Origin of the sequence: Halomonas sp. YLGW01 (assembly GCF_014840935.1) — a bacterium.
GTDB lineage: Bacteria > Pseudomonadota > Gammaproteobacteria > Pseudomonadales > Halomonadaceae > Onishia.
The window spans coordinates 454,777-474,025 of sequence record NZ_CP062005.1 but is presented as its reverse complement, the minus strand read 5'-3'; the positions used below and the strand labels follow the sequence as shown (position 1 = coordinate 474,025).

15 protein-coding genes are annotated in these 19,249 nt (G+C 66.4%); 6 read left to right on the top strand and 9 right to left on the bottom strand.

What is annotated here, in order from left to right:
* Positions 1 to 159: 159 nt before the first annotated feature.
* A complete protein-coding gene (locus IEJ03_RS02265; protein WP_192036111.1) occupies positions 160 to 615 on the bottom strand; it encodes an META domain-containing protein in 456 nt (151 codons plus the stop codon).
* A 179-nt stretch (positions 616 to 794) separates the two neighbouring features.
* Here IEJ03_RS02265 and IEJ03_RS02260 point away from each other — a divergent pair, with 179 nt between their 5' ends.
* Positions 795 to 1,199: a DoxX family protein gene (locus tag IEJ03_RS02260; protein ID WP_192036110.1), complete on the top strand. Its 405-nt coding sequence runs from the start codon at positions 795 to 797 to the stop codon at positions 1,197 to 1,199.
* Between the two features lie 24 nt (positions 1,200 to 1,223).
* Here the strand turns inward: IEJ03_RS02260 and gloA are convergent, their stop codons facing one another.
* The gene (gene gloA, locus IEJ03_RS02255; RefSeq protein WP_192036109.1) at positions 1,224 to 1,664 is read right to left on the bottom strand and encodes a lactoylglutathione lyase; all 441 of its coding nucleotides are present in this window, start codon (positions 1,662 to 1,664) and stop codon (positions 1,224 to 1,226) included.
* A 17-nt stretch (positions 1,665 to 1,681) separates the two neighbouring features.
* The gene (locus IEJ03_RS02250) at positions 1,682 to 2,137 is read right to left on the bottom strand and encodes a DUF411 domain-containing protein (protein WP_192036108.1); all 456 of its coding nucleotides are present in this window, start codon (positions 2,135 to 2,137) and stop codon (positions 1,682 to 1,684) included.
* A 78-nt stretch (positions 2,138 to 2,215) separates the two neighbouring features.
* Here IEJ03_RS02250 and IEJ03_RS02245 point away from each other — a divergent pair, with 78 nt between their 5' ends.
* Entirely contained in the window at positions 2,216 to 2,749 is a 534-nt protein-coding gene (locus IEJ03_RS02245) for a DNA-3-methyladenine glycosylase I (protein ID WP_192036107.1), read from the top strand.
* Between the two features lie 66 nt (positions 2,750 to 2,815).
* A complete protein-coding gene (locus IEJ03_RS02240) occupies positions 2,816 to 3,886 on the top strand; it encodes a metal-dependent hydrolase (RefSeq protein WP_192036106.1) in 1,071 nt (356 codons plus the stop codon).
* Between the two features lie 134 nt (positions 3,887 to 4,020).
* On the opposite strand, the gene IEJ03_RS02235 is transcribed toward IEJ03_RS02240, so the two are convergent.
* The 3 genes from IEJ03_RS02235 to metE form a co-directional block, all read right to left on the bottom strand.
* A complete protein-coding gene (locus IEJ03_RS02235) occupies positions 4,021 to 4,641 on the bottom strand; it encodes an NAD(P)H-dependent oxidoreductase (protein ID WP_192036105.1) in 621 nt (206 codons plus the stop codon).
* A gap of 183 nt (positions 4,642 to 4,824) precedes the next feature.
* Positions 4,825 to 5,571: a C-type lysozyme, inhibitor gene (locus tag IEJ03_RS02230; RefSeq protein ID WP_192036104.1), complete on the bottom strand. Its 747-nt coding sequence runs from the start codon at positions 5,569 to 5,571 to the stop codon at positions 4,825 to 4,827.
* Positions 5,572 to 5,768: 197 nt separating this feature from the next.
* Entirely contained in the window at positions 5,769 to 8,096 is a 2,328-nt protein-coding gene (metE, locus tag IEJ03_RS02225) for a 5-methyltetrahydropteroyltriglutamate--homocysteine S-methyltransferase (RefSeq protein ID WP_192036103.1), read from the bottom strand.
* Positions 8,097 to 8,229: 133 nt separating this feature from the next.
* On the opposite strand from metE, the gene IEJ03_RS02220 reads away from it, so the two are divergent.
* Positions 8,230 to 9,144, top strand: a complete 915-nt coding sequence (locus tag IEJ03_RS02220) for a LysR family transcriptional regulator (RefSeq protein ID WP_192036102.1) — start codon at positions 8,230 to 8,232, stop codon at positions 9,142 to 9,144.
* Here IEJ03_RS02220 and IEJ03_RS02215 read toward each other — a convergent pair.
* Together IEJ03_RS02215 and IEJ03_RS02210 are read right to left on the bottom strand one after the other, a co-directional pair.
* Entirely contained in the window at positions 9,131 to 10,771 is a 1,641-nt protein-coding gene (locus tag IEJ03_RS02215) for an ATP-binding protein (RefSeq protein WP_192036101.1), read from the bottom strand. The genes IEJ03_RS02220 and IEJ03_RS02215 overlap by 14 nt on opposite strands.
* Positions 10,771 to 11,517 (bottom strand): winged helix-turn-helix domain-containing protein, encoded by a 747-nt coding sequence (locus tag IEJ03_RS02210; RefSeq protein WP_192036100.1) that lies wholly within the window; start codon positions 11,515 to 11,517, stop codon positions 10,771 to 10,773. The genes IEJ03_RS02215 and IEJ03_RS02210 overlap by 1 nt, the downstream gene beginning before the upstream one ends.
* A gap of 390 nt (positions 11,518 to 11,907) precedes the next feature.
* Here IEJ03_RS02210 and IEJ03_RS02205 point away from each other — a divergent pair, with 390 nt between their 5' ends.
* Both IEJ03_RS02205 and IEJ03_RS02200 read left to right on the top strand, forming a co-directional pair.
* On the top strand, positions 11,908 to 14,814 hold the full coding sequence (locus tag IEJ03_RS02205; protein ID WP_192036099.1) for a ribonucleoside-diphosphate reductase subunit alpha: 2,907 nt from the start codon (positions 11,908 to 11,910) through the stop codon (positions 14,812 to 14,814).
* Between the two features lie 94 nt (positions 14,815 to 14,908).
* A complete protein-coding gene (locus tag IEJ03_RS02200; protein ID WP_192036098.1) occupies positions 14,909 to 16,168 on the top strand; it encodes a ribonucleotide-diphosphate reductase subunit beta in 1,260 nt (419 codons plus the stop codon).
* Positions 16,169 to 16,277: 109 nt separating this feature from the next.
* Here the strand turns inward: IEJ03_RS02200 and IEJ03_RS02195 are convergent, their stop codons facing one another.
* The gene (locus IEJ03_RS02195; RefSeq protein ID WP_192036097.1) at positions 16,278 to 18,977 is read right to left on the bottom strand and encodes a bifunctional diguanylate cyclase/phosphodiesterase; all 2,700 of its coding nucleotides are present in this window, start codon (positions 18,975 to 18,977) and stop codon (positions 16,278 to 16,280) included.
* Between the last annotated feature and the right edge of the window lie 272 nt (positions 18,978 to 19,249).

Here is a 19,249-nt window from a genome sequence, read left to right as displayed (position 1 = left end):
CTGGTCGAGACCTGAGCCTTGCGATGCTTCGGCCTTCCGATGCTTCGGCCTTCCGATGCTTTGGCCTTTCGATACCTGGGCCTTCGATGATGCCCTCATCAACGACAACGCCGCCCCTCGGGGCGGCGTTGTCGTTCGTTTGGTGTCGGAGGGCGCGCGTCAGGGCCCGCCGCGGCGGAATCCGCCCAGCACCCGGCTGTCGCGGCCGAACAGCACCAGCCGGTCATGGTCGATCAGGTAGCGATAGGAGCCCTCGAGGATGGCCCCGACCTTCTCGGCATCCTCATGGTGCGGGCAGGCCATGCGGGTCGAGGCCAGGTCATCGACGGCGAAACGCTCGCCGCTCTCCAGGCGCACCAGACCATTGAGGCGATTGCAGCCGTCGAAGCCGACCAGGCGCAACTCGCCGCCCTGGGGCACCACCTCGAAATAGGGTGTGCGATCGTGGCGCCAGCGCTTGCTGGTGCCGATCAGGATCAGCGTCCAACGGGGCCCGATCACCGGCGAGCCGTGCGCCGTCGCTCGATCCCCGCCGCTGTAGTCCAGCGGCGGGGTCGCGCTGCATCCCGCCAGCAGGCCCGCCAGCACGACTCCCATGAACCATCCCTTGCCCATCTTGACTCCTTTTTTCCGTCTGCCTGGTCGTTCGTTGAGTTGGACGACTATCGCGGTCGCGTCATAGGGACTCTTGTATACTGGCCGTGGCCGCCTCGCAAGGCGCGCACGACATGAATCCGGCGCATGACAGGGCCCTCGGGCCCACAAGGAACGACCGACCCACAAGGAGAGACTCCATGCTGCACGCCCTGCACAACGACGCCCTCGGCAAGCTGATCCTGCGACTCGCCGTCGGCGGCCTGATACTGCTGCACGGCTTCGCCAAGCTGACGCACCCGGAGACCATGAGCTGGATCAGCGGCCTGCTGGATGGCTACGGACTGCCGCGCTTCCTGGCCTATGGCGTGCTGATCGGCGAGATCGTCGCCCCGGTGATGGCCATCGTCGGCTGGCAGACTCGCCTGGCCGGCCTCCTGATGGCCGGCAACATGCTGGTCGCCATCGTGCTGGTGCACACCGGGGAGCTGTTCGCGCTGGGCGGCAGCGGCGGCTGGGCGCTGGAGCTGCAGGGACTGTTCCTGGCCGGCGGCCTGGCGCTGATCTTCCTCGGCAGCGGCCGCATGGCGATGCGCCCGGACTGAGGATGATCTTCCCCGGTCACGACCTCACCAGCTGCCGGTGTTCTCCATCGACGCCCAGGGCTCCTGGGGCGCGAGGGCATCACCGGCCTGCAGGAGCTCGACGGAGATGCCGTCCGGGCTCTTCACGAAGGCCATGTGGCCGTCGCGGGGCGGACGATTGATGGTCACGCCACCCGCCTTCAACCGTTCGCACAGGGCGTAGATGTCATCGACCCGATAGGCCAGGTGCCCGAAGTTGCGACCGCCGCTGTACTCCTCCGGGTCCCAATTGTGGGTCAGCTCGATCATCGGCGCGCGATCCTCGCGGGCACGGGCCTCGTCGCCCGGCGCGGCGAGGAACACCAGGGTGAAGCGGCCCTTCTCGCTGTCCTTGCGGCTGATCTCGGTGAGGCCGAGCAGGTCGCAGTAGAAGTGCAGCGAGGCATCGAGGTCGCTGACGCGGACCATGGTGTGAAGGTATTGCATGGGAAGACTCCTGATGTTCAATCATGACTGTAGTTGGTGAAGATCGACGGCACGCGGCCGTCATCATGAAAGCCCAGCACGGCATAGTCGTCCTGGCGCCCCGTTTCCATGCCGGGGGAGCCGTGGGGCATGCCCGGCACCGCCAGGCCCTGAAGCTCCGGCCGCTCGTCCAGCAGACGACGGATGTCGGCCGCCGGAACATGGCCCTCGATCACATAGCCGTCCACGACCGCGGTGTGGCAGGAGGCCAGCCGGGGCGACACGCCATGCGCGGCCTTGAGCTCGCGCATGTCCCGCGTCTCGTGCTGCCGGACCTCGAAGCCCGCGGCTTCCAGGTGCTCGGCCCAGGCGGTGCAGCAGCCGCAGGCCGGATCCTTGTGGATGTCCACCACGGGCGTCTCGGCCCAGGCAGGCAGGGCGATACCGGCCAGCAGCACGCCGGCGAGGTGCAGTCGGAGAGAAGATGATGTCATGACGACCCCCCTCGGGTATAAGCTGTCGACACGATTGTCAGTCATCCTGTGACCCCACCGCCACCCCAGAGCGACAGCATGAGCCACTACTGCGACCTGGCCCCCGGGCATCCCTTCCATGGGCCCTATCACGACCACGACTACGGCTTTCCGGTCGTAAACGATGCCACCCTGCTCGAGCGGCTGGTACTGGAGATCAACCAGGCCGGGCTGTCCTGGCTGACCGTGCTCAAGAAGCGGGAGGCCTTCTTCGAGGCCTTTCGCGGCTTCGACATCGACCGGGTCGCGGCCTTCGATGACGAGGACCGGGCGCGGCTGCTCAGCGATGCCCGCATCATCCGCAACCGCCTGAAGGTCGAGGCCGCCATCCACAACGCCCGGGTGGTCCAGCGGCTCAGGCGCGAACATGGCAGCTTTCAGGCCTGGCTCGAGGCGCACCACCCCAGGCCCCACGGCGACTGGGTACGGCTCTTCAAGCGCACCTTCCGCTTCACCGGCCCGGAGATCGTTAATGAGTTCCTGATGAGCACCGGCTACCTGCCCGGTGCGCATCGGGACGACTGCCCGGTGCAGGCTCGCGTGCTGGCCGCGGCGCCGCCCTGGGCGCGCTGAGCGCTCCCCTATCAGTCGAGCCCTCCAAGGCGTTGACTCTTTAACTTCCTTCAAGAGGGCTCCGGCATGGATTCCATCACCCAACTGCTGCTCGGCGGCGCGGTCGGCGGCGCCGTGCTCGGTCGTCGCCTCGGTCGCAAGGCCGTCATCGGCGGTGCCGTGCTCGGCACGCTGCCCGATCTCGACGTGCTGATCGACTACGGCGATGCCGTCGCCGACTACACCTATCACCGGGGCTTCAGTCATTCGCTGTTCGTGCTAGCGGGGCTCGCCGCCCTGCTGGCGACGCTGGCCGCACGCCTCGCCCGCTGGCGAGGTGGCCACAGCGCGGCGATCTCGCCCGGCCACTGGTGGTTATTCTTCACTCTCTGCCTGCTGACGCACCCGCTGCTGGATGCCTTCACCACCTATGGCACCCAGCTCTGGTGGCCACTTGCCACGCCGCCGGTCAGCTGGGCCTCGATCTTCATCATCGACCCGCTCTATACCCTGCCGCTGCTGGTCGCGACGCTGTTCGGCCTGATCGGCGGCCGGGTCGTCACGGCGAGTCGCCTCGGCCTGGCCCTGTCCTGCGCCTACCTGGCCTTCGGCCTCGGCGCCAAGACGCTGATGGACCACCGGCTGGCTCCGGTGCTGGCCGAACGCGGCCTCGACGCCGCGCCGCGGCTGATCCAGCCCACACCCTTCAATACCCTGCTGTGGCGCGCCACCATCGTCGACGGCGAGGCCTACCACGAGACGCTGATCGGCCTGCTCGACGATGCACCGCCCAGGCTCGAGACCTTCCGGCGCGGCGCAACGCTTGAAGATGCCGCCCAGACGACCGCCGCCGGCGCGCGACTGACCTGGTTCGCGGGGCCCTATCTTCGCTATGCAAGCCGTGAGCTTGGCGGTGAGACCACCCTGGTCGCCACCGATCTGCGCCTGGGCTTTCCCGGCTATCACCCTTTCAGCTTCACCCTCGCCAGGCGCGAGGGCAACGACTGGCAACCGGTGGCGAGCCAGCAGCTCGACGCCGGCTCTCGCGGCACCCAGGAGGCGCTTGGCCAGCTGGCCCGCCGCGCTCTGAACCAGGCGCCGCTGTGCCTCGGTGACCATGTGGCCAAGCGCCTGACAGTCGAGGCGCGAAGCTGTTGAGAGGTTGCTGACATCGCTGCTGAAGCCTCCGACTCGCACGATGGCCTTGACGCAAACAACACGGCCCCGGTCATCACCGGGGCCGTGTTGTTTCTTCGCTACCTTCATCAAGCGGCTAAGGCGTCATCCACGCATTACAGCCGCTCGAGATAGCCATCGATGGCCTGACGCGCTTCCTTCAGGGTAGCGGCGGCGTGCTTTTCGCCCATCGCCAGGCCTTCGGCGAACACCGTGTCCACGTCGCTGATGCCGATCAGGCCGAGCATCGACATGAGATGCGGCGTCTGGGAATCCATCTCGGTGCCGACGTATTGGCCGCCGCGAGTCGCCAGGATCAAGGCGCGCTTGCCCTCGACCAGCCCCTGCGGCCCCTTCTCGGTGTAGCGGAAGGTCTTGCCGGCACGCAGAATGCGGTCGAACCAGGCCTTGAGCTGGGAGGGCACCCCCAGGTTATAGAGCGGTACCGCCAGCACCAGTACGTCGTGCTCGAGCAGCTCCTCGATCAGGGCATCGGAGCGCCCGGCGAGCCTTGCCTGCTCGGCGCTGCGCTCGGCGGGCTCGACGCCCCAGCTGGACAGCTCGTCGCTGCCCAGGTGCGGCAGCTCGTCGGCGATCAGGTCGCGCTCGGTGACGGTGACATCTCCTCGGCCGGCGAGGCCCTCCCGGAGATGGTCGGCCAGGGCACGAGACTGGCTGTGTTCGCCGAGGATGGATGAGGTGACGACGAGTACCTTGGTTGAAGCGGTCATGGACATCTCCTTGTAAGGGGGCTGCTATCAGAGTCGATGTGAACGAATGACCGCCATTCTAGATGCACACGATCACATGAAAAGCGCAAAAATCCGCGCCCTTCATGCGACAAAATAGAAAGGAAGGCAGGCGACCCGAAGGCTGGGGGTCGCCCGACAGCTTCCCGCCGTCAGACACCTCGACCCGGGTCAGGGCGCGATGCCCTGACCACAGCCGCGATAGGTCCTGCCATCGACGTCAAGCGTCACCCGCACCGGGAAGGGCTCGCCGCTCATGCTGTCGAAGCAGGCCCGCGCCTCGAGGGTCAGGTCGAAGGGCGTGTCGGCGCGGCCACTGGCGAGCGTCACCCGGCCCCGCTCGTTGTCCAGCGAGGTGATCCGGTACGGCGCCTCGATCTCCCGCTCGCCGTAATCCAGCAGCAGCGACAGGCGCGGCGCATCGTGAGCCAGGCGCACCGTCCAGCCGGGCTCATTGCCGCGACCATGGAACATCACCCCGGGCCGCTGCGCCCGGGTCAGGGCCGTCCGAGTCTGATCCCGCTGGCACTCGAGCCGCCCTCGATCGCTCTCCACCAGCGCCTCGCCCCCCTGCTCCCGAAAGCTCAGGTCATCCTCGACGTAGTGACTGCCGGAGGCGGCCGCCGTCGCCTTAAGCCGGTAGGCCTCATGGGCCGACCACAGCCGCAGCTCGCCTGCCGGGAAGGCCGTGACCAGATCCTGGGCCGGCGTGCAGCGCCAGGCCTCGAAGCGCTCGGCATCGCCGGCGAAGAAGGTCGATGGCATCAGCGGCGCCTTGGCCGCCTCGCCCCGGTCGGCGTCGGCATGGGGGCTGACATCACTGATGGCCGGGCTCGACGGGGCGGACGTGGGGGTGCCGGCGCAGCCGGCCAGCAGCAGGCTCAACCCGAGGGCGGCCAGGCCAGAGGATGACGACATGTCGCCCGGCCACCGGCGGGGAACGACGGCAGGGCCGAAAGACGAAGCGCGAGAGAACAGGGGCATGCAACCTCCTTGTCGGTTGAAGAAATCCCGATCCCTCAGCATAACAGGGGCCGGCGCCCTTGGCGCCGGCCCCTTCGTGGCATGGCCTGCCTGGCAGACCACCCATAACGGAAGGTGGCCTGCGTGCCGGCTCAGCCATGGCGACGACGCAGCGTCCTGGCCGCCTCGACCATATGGATGAGCGCCGGCTCCACCTCGGCCCAGCCCCGGGTCTTGAGCCCGCAGTCCGGGTTCACCCACAGCCGCTCGGCAGGAATCTTCTCGGCGGCCTTCTCCATCAGCGCGACCATCTCCTCGACATCGGGAAGGTTCGGGGTGTGGATATCGTAGACCCCCGGGCCGATCGCGTTGGGATAGGCGAAGTCCTGGAAGGCATCCAGCAGTTCCATGTCCGAGCGCGATGTCTCGATGGTGATCACGTCCGCATCCAGGGCGGCGATGGCACCAATGATGTCATTGAACTCCGAGTAGCACATGTGGGTGTGGATCTGGGTCTCGTCGCACACCCCGGCCGCCGTGAGCTTGAAGGCCGCAACCGCCCAGTCGAGATAGCCCCGCCACTCGCCCTGACGCAGCGGCAGGCCCTCGCGCAGCGCCGGCTCGTCGATCTGGATCACGCCGATGCCGGCGGCCTCCAGGTCCGTGACCTCGTCGCGCAGTGCCAGCGCGATCTGCCGGCAGGTGGTGGCCCTGGGCTGATCGTCGCGCACGAAGGACCACTGCAGGATGGTCACCGGCCCGGTGAGCATACCCTTCATCGGCTTGTCGGTGAGCGACTGGGCATACTCGCTCCAGCGCACCGTCATCGGGGCCGGGCGGGTGATATCGCCGAAGATCACCGGCGGCTTGACGCAGCGCGAGCCGTAGCTCTGTACCCAGCCGAAGCGCGAGAAGGCCACGCCGTCGAGCTGTTCGCCGAAGTACTCGACCATATCGTTGCGCTCGGCCTCGCCGTGCACCGGCACATCCAGGCCCAGCGCCTCCTGACGGGCGACGGCGTGAGCGATTTCCTCGCGCATGCGCGCTTCATAGGCCTCGCGGGTGAGCTCGCCTGACTTGAAGGCGCGCCGAGAGGCGCGAATGTCGCCGGTCTGCGGGAAGGAACCGATGGTGGTAGTGGGAAAGAGCGGCAGCTTGAGGCGACGGGCCTGCTGACGCGCCCGCTCGGGGTAGGGGCTCACCCGCTCGGCATCGGCCGCGGTGGTGGCGGCGAGGCGCTCGGTGACCTTAGTACGATGGATGCGGCTCGAGGCGCGCCGGGCGTCCAGGGCATCGCTTGCCTCGACCAGGCGTGCCTGATCCTCGGGCGTCGCCCGCCGGTCGATAAGGCGCGAGAGACTCACTACCTCGTCGAGCTTCTGGCGGGCAAAGGCCAGCCAGCCGCAAAGCTCGGGGTCCAGGGTCGCGCCCTCGCCGGTCTCCCGCGAGAGATCCACCGGCACGTGCAGCAGGGAGCAGCTCGGGGCCAGCCACAGCCGCTCGCCGAGGCGCAGCCGCGCCTCACCGAGCCGTTCGCGCAGCAGGGCAAGATCGGCGCGCCAGATGTTGCGCCCGTCGATGGCCCCGACCGACAGCACCTTGTAGCTCGGCAGATGGTCGATCACCGTGGCAAGCTGCTCGGGGACGCGCACCGCGTCGATATGCAGGCCGTCCACCGGCAACCCGACGGCCAGCTGCAGGTTGTCGCCCAGGGCACCGAAGTAGGTGGCCAGCAGGAGTTTGACCGGCGCGCTGGCCAGCCGGTTGTAGGCGGCCTCATAGGCCTCCTTCCAGACCTGGGGCAGGTCCTGGACCAGCGCCGGCTCGTCGAGCTGGACCCATTCCACCCCCTGCTCGGCGAGGCGCGTGAGCACCTGGCCGTAGACTGGCAGGATGGCCTCGAGCAGCGAGAGGCGCGAGAAGTCCTCGCCACCGCCCTTCTCCTCGCCACCGCCCTTCTCCTTGCCAAGCCACAGCCAGGTCAGCGGGCCGGTCAGGGTGACCTTGACGCGATGTCCGGCGGCCTTCGCCTCCTCGACCTCGTCGAAGAGCCGCTCGCTTGAAAGCCGGAAGGCCTGGCCTTCGTGCAGTTCCGGGACCAGATAGTGGTAGTTGGTGTCGAAGTACTTGGTCATCTCGCAGGCGGCGGCCGGGGTACCGCTCGGAGCGCGGCCACGGGCCATGCGAAAATAGGTATCCAGGTCGACCGGTGCCCCGACGTCGCCCTCGACGAAGCGCTTGGGCACCGCCCCGAGCAGCGTGGAGACGTTGAGCACCTGATCGTAGAAGGCGAAGTCGCCGACGGTGACAAAATCGAGACCGGCGGCCCGCTGATCCTGCCAGTGGCGAGCCCGCAGAGTCCGACCCTCGGCCTCCAGCGCCGCCTGGTCGATGTCGCCCTTCCAGTAGGCCTCGGTGGCTGTCTTCAGTTCGCGGTCGGCGCCGATGCGCGGGTAGCCGAGGATGTGAGCCAGCGTCATGGTTATTCCTTTGCGTAATTAGGAGATACACTTGGCAATGAATTCGCCATAAGCGATAGCGGCAGTCTCGCTGGCCACTTCGAGTGAATCAAACTAAATTATCTAATCAACAACATGAAAAGCACTCAACCAAATGCTGGAACTCCGTCACCTCCGTACCCTGATTGCCCTGCGTGATGCCGGCTCGCTGGTGGAGGCCGCCGAGCGCGTTCACCTGACCCAGTCGGCACTGTCCCATCAGCTCAAGGATCTCGAGGAGCGCCTGGGCAACCCTCTGTTCCTGCGCAAGACCCGGCCGGTGGAGTTCACCCGTGCCGGTCAGCGCCTGCTGGCGCTGGCCGAGCAGACCCTGCCCGAGGTCCGCCGGGCCGAGCGGGACCTGGCGAGGCTAGCCGGCGACGAGCGCGGCCGGCTGCACATGGCCATCGAGTGTCACAGCTGCTTCCAGTGGCTGATGCCGACCATCGACCACTTCCGCGATCACTGGCCCGAGGTCGAGGTCGATATCCCCAGCGGTCACAACTTCGATCCGCTGCCGGCGCTGGCCCGAGAGCAGCTCGACCTGGTGATCACCGCCGATCCCCAGCCGCTGCCTGGGGTGCACTACGAGCCGCTGTTTCGCTACGAGGGCCTGCTGGCGGTGGCCAAGCAGCACCACCTGGCCGGCAAGGCCTGGGCCGGGCCCGAGGAGCTGGCCGAGGAGACCCTTATCACCTATCCGGTGGAGCATGCGCGGCTGGATGTCTTCACCCAGTTCCTCGATCCGGCCGGGATCCGCCCCCGGGAGATCCGTACCGCCGAGCTGACCATCATGATGATGCAGCTGGTCGCCAGCGGACGAGGCGTCTGCGCGCTGCCGAGCTGGGCGCTGACCGAATACCTGGAACGGGACTATGTGCGTGGCGTGGCGCTGGGGGAACAAGGCATGTGGAGCACGCTGTTCGCGGCGATCCGCGAGGACAGCCGCGACGCGCCCTGGATGGAAGACTTTCTGCGCACCGCGCGGGAGACCTCGTTCGCGGTGCTGGAGGGCATCAAGCCGGCGTGACGCCGGCCTGCTTGAGGGGCAGCAGCAGGCTGAAGCGCGCGCCGCCCAGATCGGGGCTGTCATCGATCATCACGCTGCCACCGTGCCAGAGCATCACCTTGTGAACGATCGACAGGCCCAGGCCATAGCCGCCGGAGCGCCGGGTGCGGCTGTCGTCGAGCCGCGCGAAGGGCTTGAAGATCTCCTCACGCTCGGTGACCGGCACGCCGGGGCCGTCATCCTCGACGTCCAGCCGGGCCACCTGGCCGTCCTCGCTAAGGGTCAGCCGGACCTCACCATTGGCATGCCGGCAGGCGTTGGCGACCAGATTCTGCAGCGCCCGCTGCAGGTAGCGAGGATCGGCCACCACCTCCACCGGCGGGCCCGGCATCACCCGAAACCGCAGGTTGGCATGCAGGGGCGCCAGGGCCTCGACCACGTTATCGGCCAGTTCCCGACAGTCGACCCGCTCGGCCTCCTGCGGCACGCCCTGGGCGTGGTCGTTGCCGAGCTTGGCGTAGGTCAGGATCTCGTCGATCAGGCCGTCGAGCTCCTCGATGTCGCCGTCGATACCGGAAAGCTGACGCTTCACCGGTGCGCTGTCGGTCATGTCCTCGACCATCTGTACGGCGAAGCGAATCCGCGCCACCGGGGTGCGCAGCTCGTGGGAGACCGCTCGGATCATCTCCTGCTGCGCCCGCAGCAGCGACTGCACCTGCGATGCCATGCCGTTGAAGGCCATGCCGACCCGTCCCAGGAAGTCGCCACTCTCGACCTTGACGCGGGTGTTCAGATGACCACAGGCAATACGGGTGGCGGCCTGCTCCAGGCGTGCCATGCGCGACTCCACCCCCCGCACGATCAGGTAGATGATGGCCGCCAGTACGCCCAGCATGGCCACCAGCAGCGACAGCGACAGCGCCATCGACATCGGCTCGAAGGCCGCCAGCGGTCCCACCTCGACCCACTGGATGCGACCGTCGGCGGCGGGCAGGCGCAGGTACATCGACAGGGCCCAGCGCTGGGGCAGCAGGCGAATCACCACCTCGGTGTCGCCCAGCCGGTCCAGCTGGGCAGGCGGCAGGTCCTCGGGAGGCGCCTCGGTGAGGCGGGCCTGAATCACCGGGCTCTGGAGTCGCTCCAACCGCTCACGGCGCGCCGCCCCCTCGACCTCGGCCAGCCACTCCCCCAGCTGGCGGGCCAGGCCCAGCAGCTGATGCTCGGAGAGACTGTCGAGCTCGGCCCGCAACAACCAAGGCTCACCGGGCAGCTGACGAAACAGCCGCCAGCCCTGGCCATCGCGCTCATCGACCAGGGTGCGGCCGGTCTCGAGGCTGGCACGCTGAAAGAAGTTGAGCGGGTAATTGCGGCGATCATGCAGACTCAGCGTCATCGCCAGCTGCTCGCTCATGCGCGCCAGCCAGGCGTCCCGCCGCGACGGCGGCAGCTCGCCGAGCTGGGCGGCCAACAGCGTCATCGGCGCCTCGGCCAGCTGCTCGCGGTAGTGATCGTGGCGGACCTTGTCGACCAGGGCAAAGGTCGACAGGGCCAGGGCGAAAGTCAGCACCAGCGCCAGCGCCAGCCACACGTAGACGCGCAGGAAGGCGCTGTCGGTCAGCGGCCGCGGCAACAGGCGGGAGAACACCATCAACTATCCTTGACGAACAGGTAACCCTTGCTGCGGACGGTCTTGATGCGGTGCGGCTGGTTGGGATCGTCGCCGACCTTGGGACGGATGCGCGAGACCCGCACGTCGATGGAACGGTCCTGGCCGTCGTACTTGATCCCGCGCAGCTGCGAGAAGATCTCCTCACGGGTCAACACCCGGCCGGCATTGCTGGCCAGCAGCCACAGCAGGTCGAATTCGGCGCTGGTCAGGTCGATACGCTCGCCGTCGAGCCAGGCTTCACGGGTGGCGCTGTCGATCTCCAGGTCAGTGAAGCTCAGGCGCCCCTCCCCGGCCGGCACGCTGACATCGGCCCGGCGCATCAGGGCCCGCATGCGGGCCAGCAGCACCCGCGGCTGCACCGGCTTGGGCACGTAATCGTCGGCGCCCATCTCGAGCCCCAGCACCTGATCCATGTCATCGGTGCGGGCCGTCAGCATCAGGATCGGGCCATCGTAGTCCGGCCGGGCGCGGCGGCAGATCGACAGGCCGTCCTCGCCGGGCAGCATCAGATCGAGGATCACCAGGTCCGGCTGCAGCTCGACGATCCTGTCGACCCCCCGAGCCCCATCGGCCTCCACCGTCACAGCGAAGCCGTTGGCCTCAAGATAGTCTCGCGTGAGGTCCGCGAGCCGCTCGTCGTCCTCGATGATCAGCACATGATCATGGTCATTGCTTGACACGCTCTCGCTCGCTCCTCGTTGACATCCGGTTACCGCATCTATCATTCGATAGCATATACCACTCTGAATGATACCCCAGCCAGGCTGGTCATGGTCAGAAATGCGGCGCATTCGACTATGAGAAAGCCTTCATGCTAACACCCGCAACCGCTCTGGCATGCGGGCTTCACGCGGGCCCTGTCTCACCCCCAGGCCAGGCACAAGATACCCACAGGTTATCCACTTGATGAATGCGCCCAGGCACACTATCTTGTGCTGCATATCGCAAATGACACAAGATACTGTGCTCCTAGCAACTCGGAGCACCAGTGTCAAACCACGCTGTCCAAGCAGTGTGGCCCTCGGTTTCGCCCAGTTTCGATCGTTGTCCCGACCTCCCGTGCAACGCCTTGGGCTCCTCTCATCCATCAATCACCGCTAGGAAGACACGGCGCCATGGATACTACGCTTTCCCCCGGCCACTCGTCCGTCAACGTGACCGCCCCCCAGCAACTGCGGGTGATCAAGCGCAACGGCGATGTCGCCTCCTTCGATGCCAGCAAGATCGCCGTCGCCATGTCCAAGGCGTTCATCGCCGTGGAAGGCGACAACGCCGAGGCCTCCTCGCGCATCCGCGATTTCGTGACCCAGGCCTCCGACGCCATCTGCGACGCCTTCCTGCGTCGCATGCCCGATGGCGGCACCCTGCACATCGAAGATATCCAGGACCAGGTCGAACTGGCGCTGATGCGCGCCGGCGAGCAGAAGGTCGCCCGTGCCTACGTGCTCTATCGCGAGGAGCATGCCCGCGCCCGCGCCGCCGCCGGTGATGATATCCAGAAGCCCCACCCGAGCCTCAACGTGACCCTGCCCGATGGCAGCCTGCGTCCGCTGGACCTGGGCCGCATCGAGACGCTGGTCTATGAGGCCTGCTCGGATCTGCCCAACACCGAGCCGCAGAAGATCGTCGATGACTCGGTGCGCAACCTCTATGACGGCGTCAGCGCCGACGGTGTCTCCCAGGCGCTGACGATGACCGCGCGCACCCTGGTCGAGAAGGACCCGAGCTACACCTACGTCACCGCTCGCCTTTTGCAGGACAACATCCGCCGCGAGGCGCTGTCCTTCCTGGGCGTGGCCGAGGAAGCCACCTACAGCGACATGGCCGAGCTCTATGCGCCGGCCTTCAAGGCCTACATCGAGAAGGGCATCGAATTCGAGCAGCTCGACGAGGCGCTGGCCGAGTTCGACCTGGAGCGCCTGGCCGCGGCGCTGGATCACACCCGCGACAACGCCTTCACCTATCTGGGCCTGCAGACCCTCTACGACCGCTACTTCATCCACCGTGACGAGGTGCGCTACGAGCTGCCCCAGGTGATGTTCATGCGCGTCGCCATGGGCCTTTCGCTCAACGAGGACGACCGCGAGGCGCGGGCCATCGAGTTCTACGAGCTGCTCTCCAGCTTCGACTACATGGCCTCCACGCCGACCCTGTTCAACTCCGGCACCCAGCGCAGCCAGCTCTCCAGCTGCTACCTGACCACCGTGCCCGACAACCTGGACGGCATCTACAGCGCCATCCGCGACAACGCCATGCTCTCCAAGTGGGCCGGCGGTCTCGGCAACGACTGGACACCGGTGCGCGCGCTGGGCTCCTACATCAAGGGCACCAACGGCAAGTCCCAGGGCGTCGTGCCCTTCCTCAAGGTGGTCAACGACACCGCCGTGGCCGTCAACCAGGGCGGCAAGCGCAAGGGCGCCGTCTGTGCCTACCTCGAATCCTGGCACCTGGACGTCGAGGAATTCCTCGAGCTGCGCAAGAACACCGGTGACGACCGTCGCCGTACCCATGACATGAACACCGCCAACTGGGTGCCGGACCTGTTCATGAAGCGGGTCTTCGACGACCAGGAGTGGACGCTGTTCTCGCCGGCCACCTGCCCGGACCTGCACGACCTGTTCGGCGCGGCTTTCGAGAAGCGCTACCAGGAATACGAGGAGATGACCCGCAACGGTCAGCTCAAGCTCTTCAAGCGGGTCAAGGCCAAGGACCTGTGGCGCAAGATGCTCTCGATGCTGTTCGAGACAGGCCACCCGTGGATCACCTTCAAGGATCCGTGCAACCTGCGCAGCCCGCAGCAGCATGCCGGCGTGGTGCACAGTTCCAACCTGTGCACCGAGATCACCCTGAACACCAGCGTCGACGAGATCGCGGTGTGCAACCTGGGCTCGGTCAACCTCGCGCAGCACATGACCGACGGCGAGCTCGACAACGAGAAGCTGAAGAAGACCGTGCGCACCGCGGTGCGGATGCTCGATAACGTCATCGACATCAACTACTACGCGGTGCCGCAGGCCAAGAACTCGAACTTCAAGCACCGCCCGGTGGGCCTCGGCATCATGGGCTTCCAGGATGCCCTGTACGCCCACGGCATCGCCTACGCCTCCGAGGAAGCCGTCGATTTCGCCGACCGTTCCATGGAGCTGGTCAGCTACCACGCCATCGAGGCCTCCAGTGACCTCGCCGCCGAGCGCGGTCAGTACCAGAGCTATGAAGGCTCGCTGTGGAGCCAGGGCATCCTGCCGATCGATTCCATCGAGAAGCTCAAGGCCGAGCGCGGCGAGAAGTACATCGAGGTCGACACCTCACAGACCCAGGACTGGGAGCGTATCCGCGAGAAGCTGGCCGATCAGGGCATGCGCAACTCCAACGTGATGGCGATCGCCCCGACCGCGACCATCTCCAACATCTGCGGCGTGTCGCAGTCGATCGAGCCGACGTATCAGAACCTGTTCGTGAAATCGAACCTGTCCGGCGAGTTCACGGTGGTCAACTCCTACATGGTCAACGACCTCAAGGAGCGCGGCCTGTGGGACGAGGTGATGATCAACGACCTCAAGTACTATGACGGCAGCGTGCAGCCGATCGACCGCGTGCCGGCCGATCTCAAGGCCAAGTACGCCACCGCCTTCGAGGTCGAGCCCAAGTGGCTGGTGGAAGCCGCCTCGCGTCGCCAGAAGTGGATCGACCAGGCCCAGTCGCTGAACCTGTACATCCAGGGCGTATCCGGCAAGAAGCTCGACGTGACCTATCGCATGGCCTGGTTCCGCGGTCTCAAGACCACCTACTACCTCCGTGCGCTGGGCGCCACCTCGGTCGAGAAGTCCACCGTCGATCGCGGCAACCTCAACGCCGTCGGTAACGGCAGCGCCCCGGCACCGCAGCCCGAGGCGGCTCCGGCCCCGGCTGCTCAGCCGGAAGCTCGCGGCATCGAGGACTTCCTGACCGGCAAGAGCGGCAGCGGCTCCCGCGCCCCCTCCGCCGGCGAGATCGATGACCTGGGCTGTGAGGCCTGCCAGTAAGGGCGCGCCCCGCGACGCCACGCGCCGATTCACTTTCAAGCCCGGAAGGCGCCCAAGGCGCCTTCCGGCCCCACGACACATCGAGGAAGACGACATGCTGAACTGGGACGAATTTCACGAAGACACGATTGACGACAATAGCGCAGTCGCCGAGCAGCCCACCGAGGCCAAGTCGGCACCGGCGCCCAAGCCCGGCACGGACGCCCCCGCGCCTGACGCGGTCGCGGAAAGCGCCGGCCAGTATCAGGCCGTCGAACAGGATCGCCTGGCCCGCGCCCAGCAGTCCCTCGAGGAGCTCGACGTGGCCGCCGGCCTCGAGGAACTCGAGATGGGCGCCAAGCGCATCGAGGTCGACCAGAAGCGCATGATCAATGCCCGCGCCGATCTCAACCAGTTGGTGCCCTTCAAGTACGAGTGGGCCTGGCAGAAGTACCTGGACGGCAGCGCCAACCACTGGATGCCCCAGGAAGTGAACATGAACGCCGACATCGCGCTGTGGAAGAGCGCGGATGGCCTGACCGCCGACGAGCGTCGCATCGTCGAGCGCAGCCTGGGCTACTTCTCCACCGCCGACTCCCTGGTCGCCAACAACCTGGTGCTGGCCGTCTACCGCCTGATCACCAACCCCGAGTGCCGCCAGTACCTGCTGCGCCAGGCCTTCGAGGAGGCGATCCACACCCACGCCTACCAGTACTGTGTGGAGTCGCTGGGCATGGACGAAGGCGAGGTCTTCAACATGTACCGCGAGGTGCCCTCGGTCGCCGCCAAGTCGGCCTGGAGCCTCAAGCACACCCAGTCCCTGTCGCGCCCGGACTTCCAGACCGGCACCCCGGAGACCGACCAGGAACTGCTGCGCAACCTGATCGCCTTCTACTGCGTGACCGAAGGCATCTTCTTCTACTGCGGCTTCAGCCAGATCCTGTCGATGGGCCGGCGCAACAAGATGACCGGCGTCGCCGAGCAGTTCCAGTACATCCTGCGCGACGAGTCCATGCACCTGAACTTCGGCGTGGACATGATCAACCAGATCAAGATCGAGAACCCGCACCTGTGGACGCCCGAGTTCCAGGACGAGGTGACTCAGATGATCCTCGAGGGCACCGAGCTCGAGATCGCCTACGCGCGGGACACCATGCCCCGCGGCGTGCTGGGCATGAACGCGGCGATCATGGAGGAGTACCTCCATTTCATCTGCAACCGTCGCCTGGCCCAGATCGGCCTCAAGGAGCAGTTCCCGGGCGCCAAGAACCCCTTCCCGTGGATGAGCGAGATCATCGACCTGCGCAAGGAGAAGAACTTCTTCGAGACCCGCGTGACCGAGTACCAGGTCGGCGGCGCGCTGAGCTGGGACTAACCCCCTCTCGGGCACGCCCCCTTGCCGCAAGAAAAAACACCCGCCTCGGCGGGTGTTTTTCTATTTGAGGATCAGACTGTTGCGCGCCTGTCATGTGCCGGGCGGCGGCTCAGGCAGGCACCCGGCGCTCGCTCAGCCAGGGGATCAGCCGTCCCAGGGGCATGGGCCTGGCCAGCAGGTAGCCCTGGAAGAGCTCGCAGCCATGGCGCGCCAGGTAGTCGTGCTGGGCGGTGGTCTCGATGCCTTCGGCGACCACCCTGAGCTCCAGTTCCTTGGCCAGGGTGATCACGCTCTGGCAGACCGCGGCATCCCTGGTGTTGTCGGTCACGTCGCAGATGAAGCTGCGATCGATCTTGATCTTGTCCATGGGCAGGTAGCGCAGGTGGCTCAGGCTCGAGAAGCCGGTGCCGAAGTCGTCGATCGCGGTGCTCACGCCGAGCTCGTGCAGGGCATGCATCAGCTCGCTGGCGGCCTCGGTGTCGCGCATCAGCATGTTCTCGGTCAGCTCCAGCTCCAGATACGCGGGAGAGAGCCCGCTGGCCTCGAGGGTCGCCCTGAGACCGGCCAGGAAATCGGCGCGGTGAAACTCCAGCGTCGACAGGTTGACGGCCACCCGTCCCGGCAACAGCCCCCGCGCCAGCAGCTCCAGGGCATCGCGGCAGACCTGCCCCATCACCCACTGGCTGAGCGGAACGATCTGCCCTGTCTCCTCGGCCAGATAGATGAAATCCCCAGGAGAGATGGCGCCCTTGGTGGGGTGCTGCCAGCGCACCAGCGCCTCGAGCCCATGGACTCGGCCCGCGGCATCCAGAAGCGGCTGATAGTGCAGCGTCAATTGGCCCTGGGTGATGGCCTCCTGCAGCTCATTGCGCAGAATGACGCGCTGGGAGAGGCGGCTGTCGAGATCGGCGCTGAAGCGATGATAGGTGTTGCGCCCCTGCTGCTTGGCCTCGTACATGGCCATGTCGGCCTGCTGGATGAGCTGGCCGACCTGAGCTTCGCCGGCGTCGTCGCAGACGGAGATGCCGATGCTCGCCGAGAGATAGAGCTCATGACCACGCACCCGGTGCGGCGCCTCGAGCGCCCGCAACAGTCGTTCGGCCACCCGACTGGCCTCGCTTGGCTCGTGCAGATCCGGTAGCAGCAGCACGAACTCGTCGCCACCCAGCCGGGCCAGGGTATCGCTTGGGCGCAATCCGCGGCTCAGACAGCGGGTCACGCTGATCAGCAGCTGATCGCCAATCGCATGGCCCAGAGAGTCGTTTATCGGCTTGAATTCGTCGAGATCGATGAACAGCACCGCCAACACCTGGCCATGACGACGAGCCAGGGCCAGACCTTGCTGCAGCCGATCGTGGAGCAGCGCCCGGTTGGCGAGCCCCGTCAGGGCATCGTGGTTGGCATGGTGAGCGAGCCGCGCTTCCTGGTCCTTGCGCTCGGTAATGTCGTCCATGATGCCGATAAAGTGCGTCACCTGGCCCCGCTCGTCATGTACCGGGGAGATGAACAGCTGGTTCCAGAACGGACGCCCGTCGCGCCGGTAGTGTCGAATGACGATCGTCAGGCCTTCCCCCCTGTCCAATGCGGCCTGGATCTGGACCGCCTGGTGCGGGTCGGTCTCCGGGCCCTCGAGGAAGGTGCTGCTGCGCCCCAGCACCTCCTCGGCGGGATAGCCGGTGACACGGGTGAAGGCCGGATTGACGTAGACGACCGAGTAACCGCCCCGAGTAGCCTCGAAGATGATCACGCCATTGCTGCTGGCCTCGAGACTGCGCTCGAGCACATGCAAACGCTCCAGATCGCGCTGATGCTGGGTAACGTCCTTGATGATGCCGTAGACCCCCTCTACCTTGCCTTCGATGACGATCGGCAGCAGTCGGACATCGAGGCATTTGTTCGCCTGCCCGAGCGGGCGAAAATCAAGCGCGTAATGCTGGACCTGCCCGCTCTTCGCCGCCTCGAAGGCTGTCGCCACCCATGCAAGATCCTGCCGACTCACTGCCTCGGGGCTCAGCACCTGCTCCAGAGAGCGGCCAAGGATTGCCTTGGCTTCGACACCGATGATGGCCTGTGTCGCGGGATTGACGCTGCGATGAATGCCGTCCAGATCCATCGACAGCACCGCATCGGGGTTCTGAGTAAACAGCGAGCGAAACCGCTGTTCGCTATTGGCCAGCGCCCGGGTCTGGGCGGCACGGATGTCCATCAGGGCCAGGCTGACGATCCACAGGTAGGTCAGGCCGAATCCCAACAGGCCGATACCGGCCGGCAGCACCTCGACCAATCCGGTGAAGGCGGCAAACTCCGCCGCGACATCGCCTCGCTGCAGGTGAAGCGACCAGCGTGTCAGGCACCACAGGGCGATGCTGAAGCCGATGCCTACTGCACTGACGACCAGCGTCGCGGGCCTCAGCGGCGGCAGCGCTGCGCCCCGGGCCGGGACACCCAGCAGCACCGAGCCCAGCAGGAAGACGCCGAGGCCGATGATCGGGGAGGCCTGGCCGGCGACGCCGGGCACTGGCAGGGACGCCAGCGCCATCGCTCCGAGCAGCAGCGCCGTCACCCCGCCCCCTCGCGCCAAGGGCGAACGCAATCTCCCCCGCCAGGCCGAGGTCTCGCAGAGAACGCCCAGCACCAGGGTGGCCAGCAACAGCAACAGGCTGCCGACCAGAGAGGCCTGCAGCCGGGGCGGCAGGGGCGCAGATGGCAGTAGGGCCTCCAGCAGCCCGATCAGGGCGAGCATCAGGCTGATGGTCAGCAGCACCAGCAGGCCGGCCTGACGCAACAGGGCTCGATTATTCAAGTCCATTTGAATATACCTGGCAGCCCGGCAGGCTGCGGTGGAGTCGAGGCTGTCGTGTAGCATGAAATGTCACAGAATATGACAGAAGATAGTACTATGTGAGTAGAAACTGGATCATTATTTCCATCATGTAACGGTCGGGATCGTGTGATGGTGCAACCGGAGCGAGGGCTCATGACGGCCTGGGTGCCGGTTCCAACGGATGCCCGCCAGGACCTGAGCGTCGGCGACGCCATGACGCCATCACCCCCCCGGTCGCGCCCGAGCCTCGGGCTGCT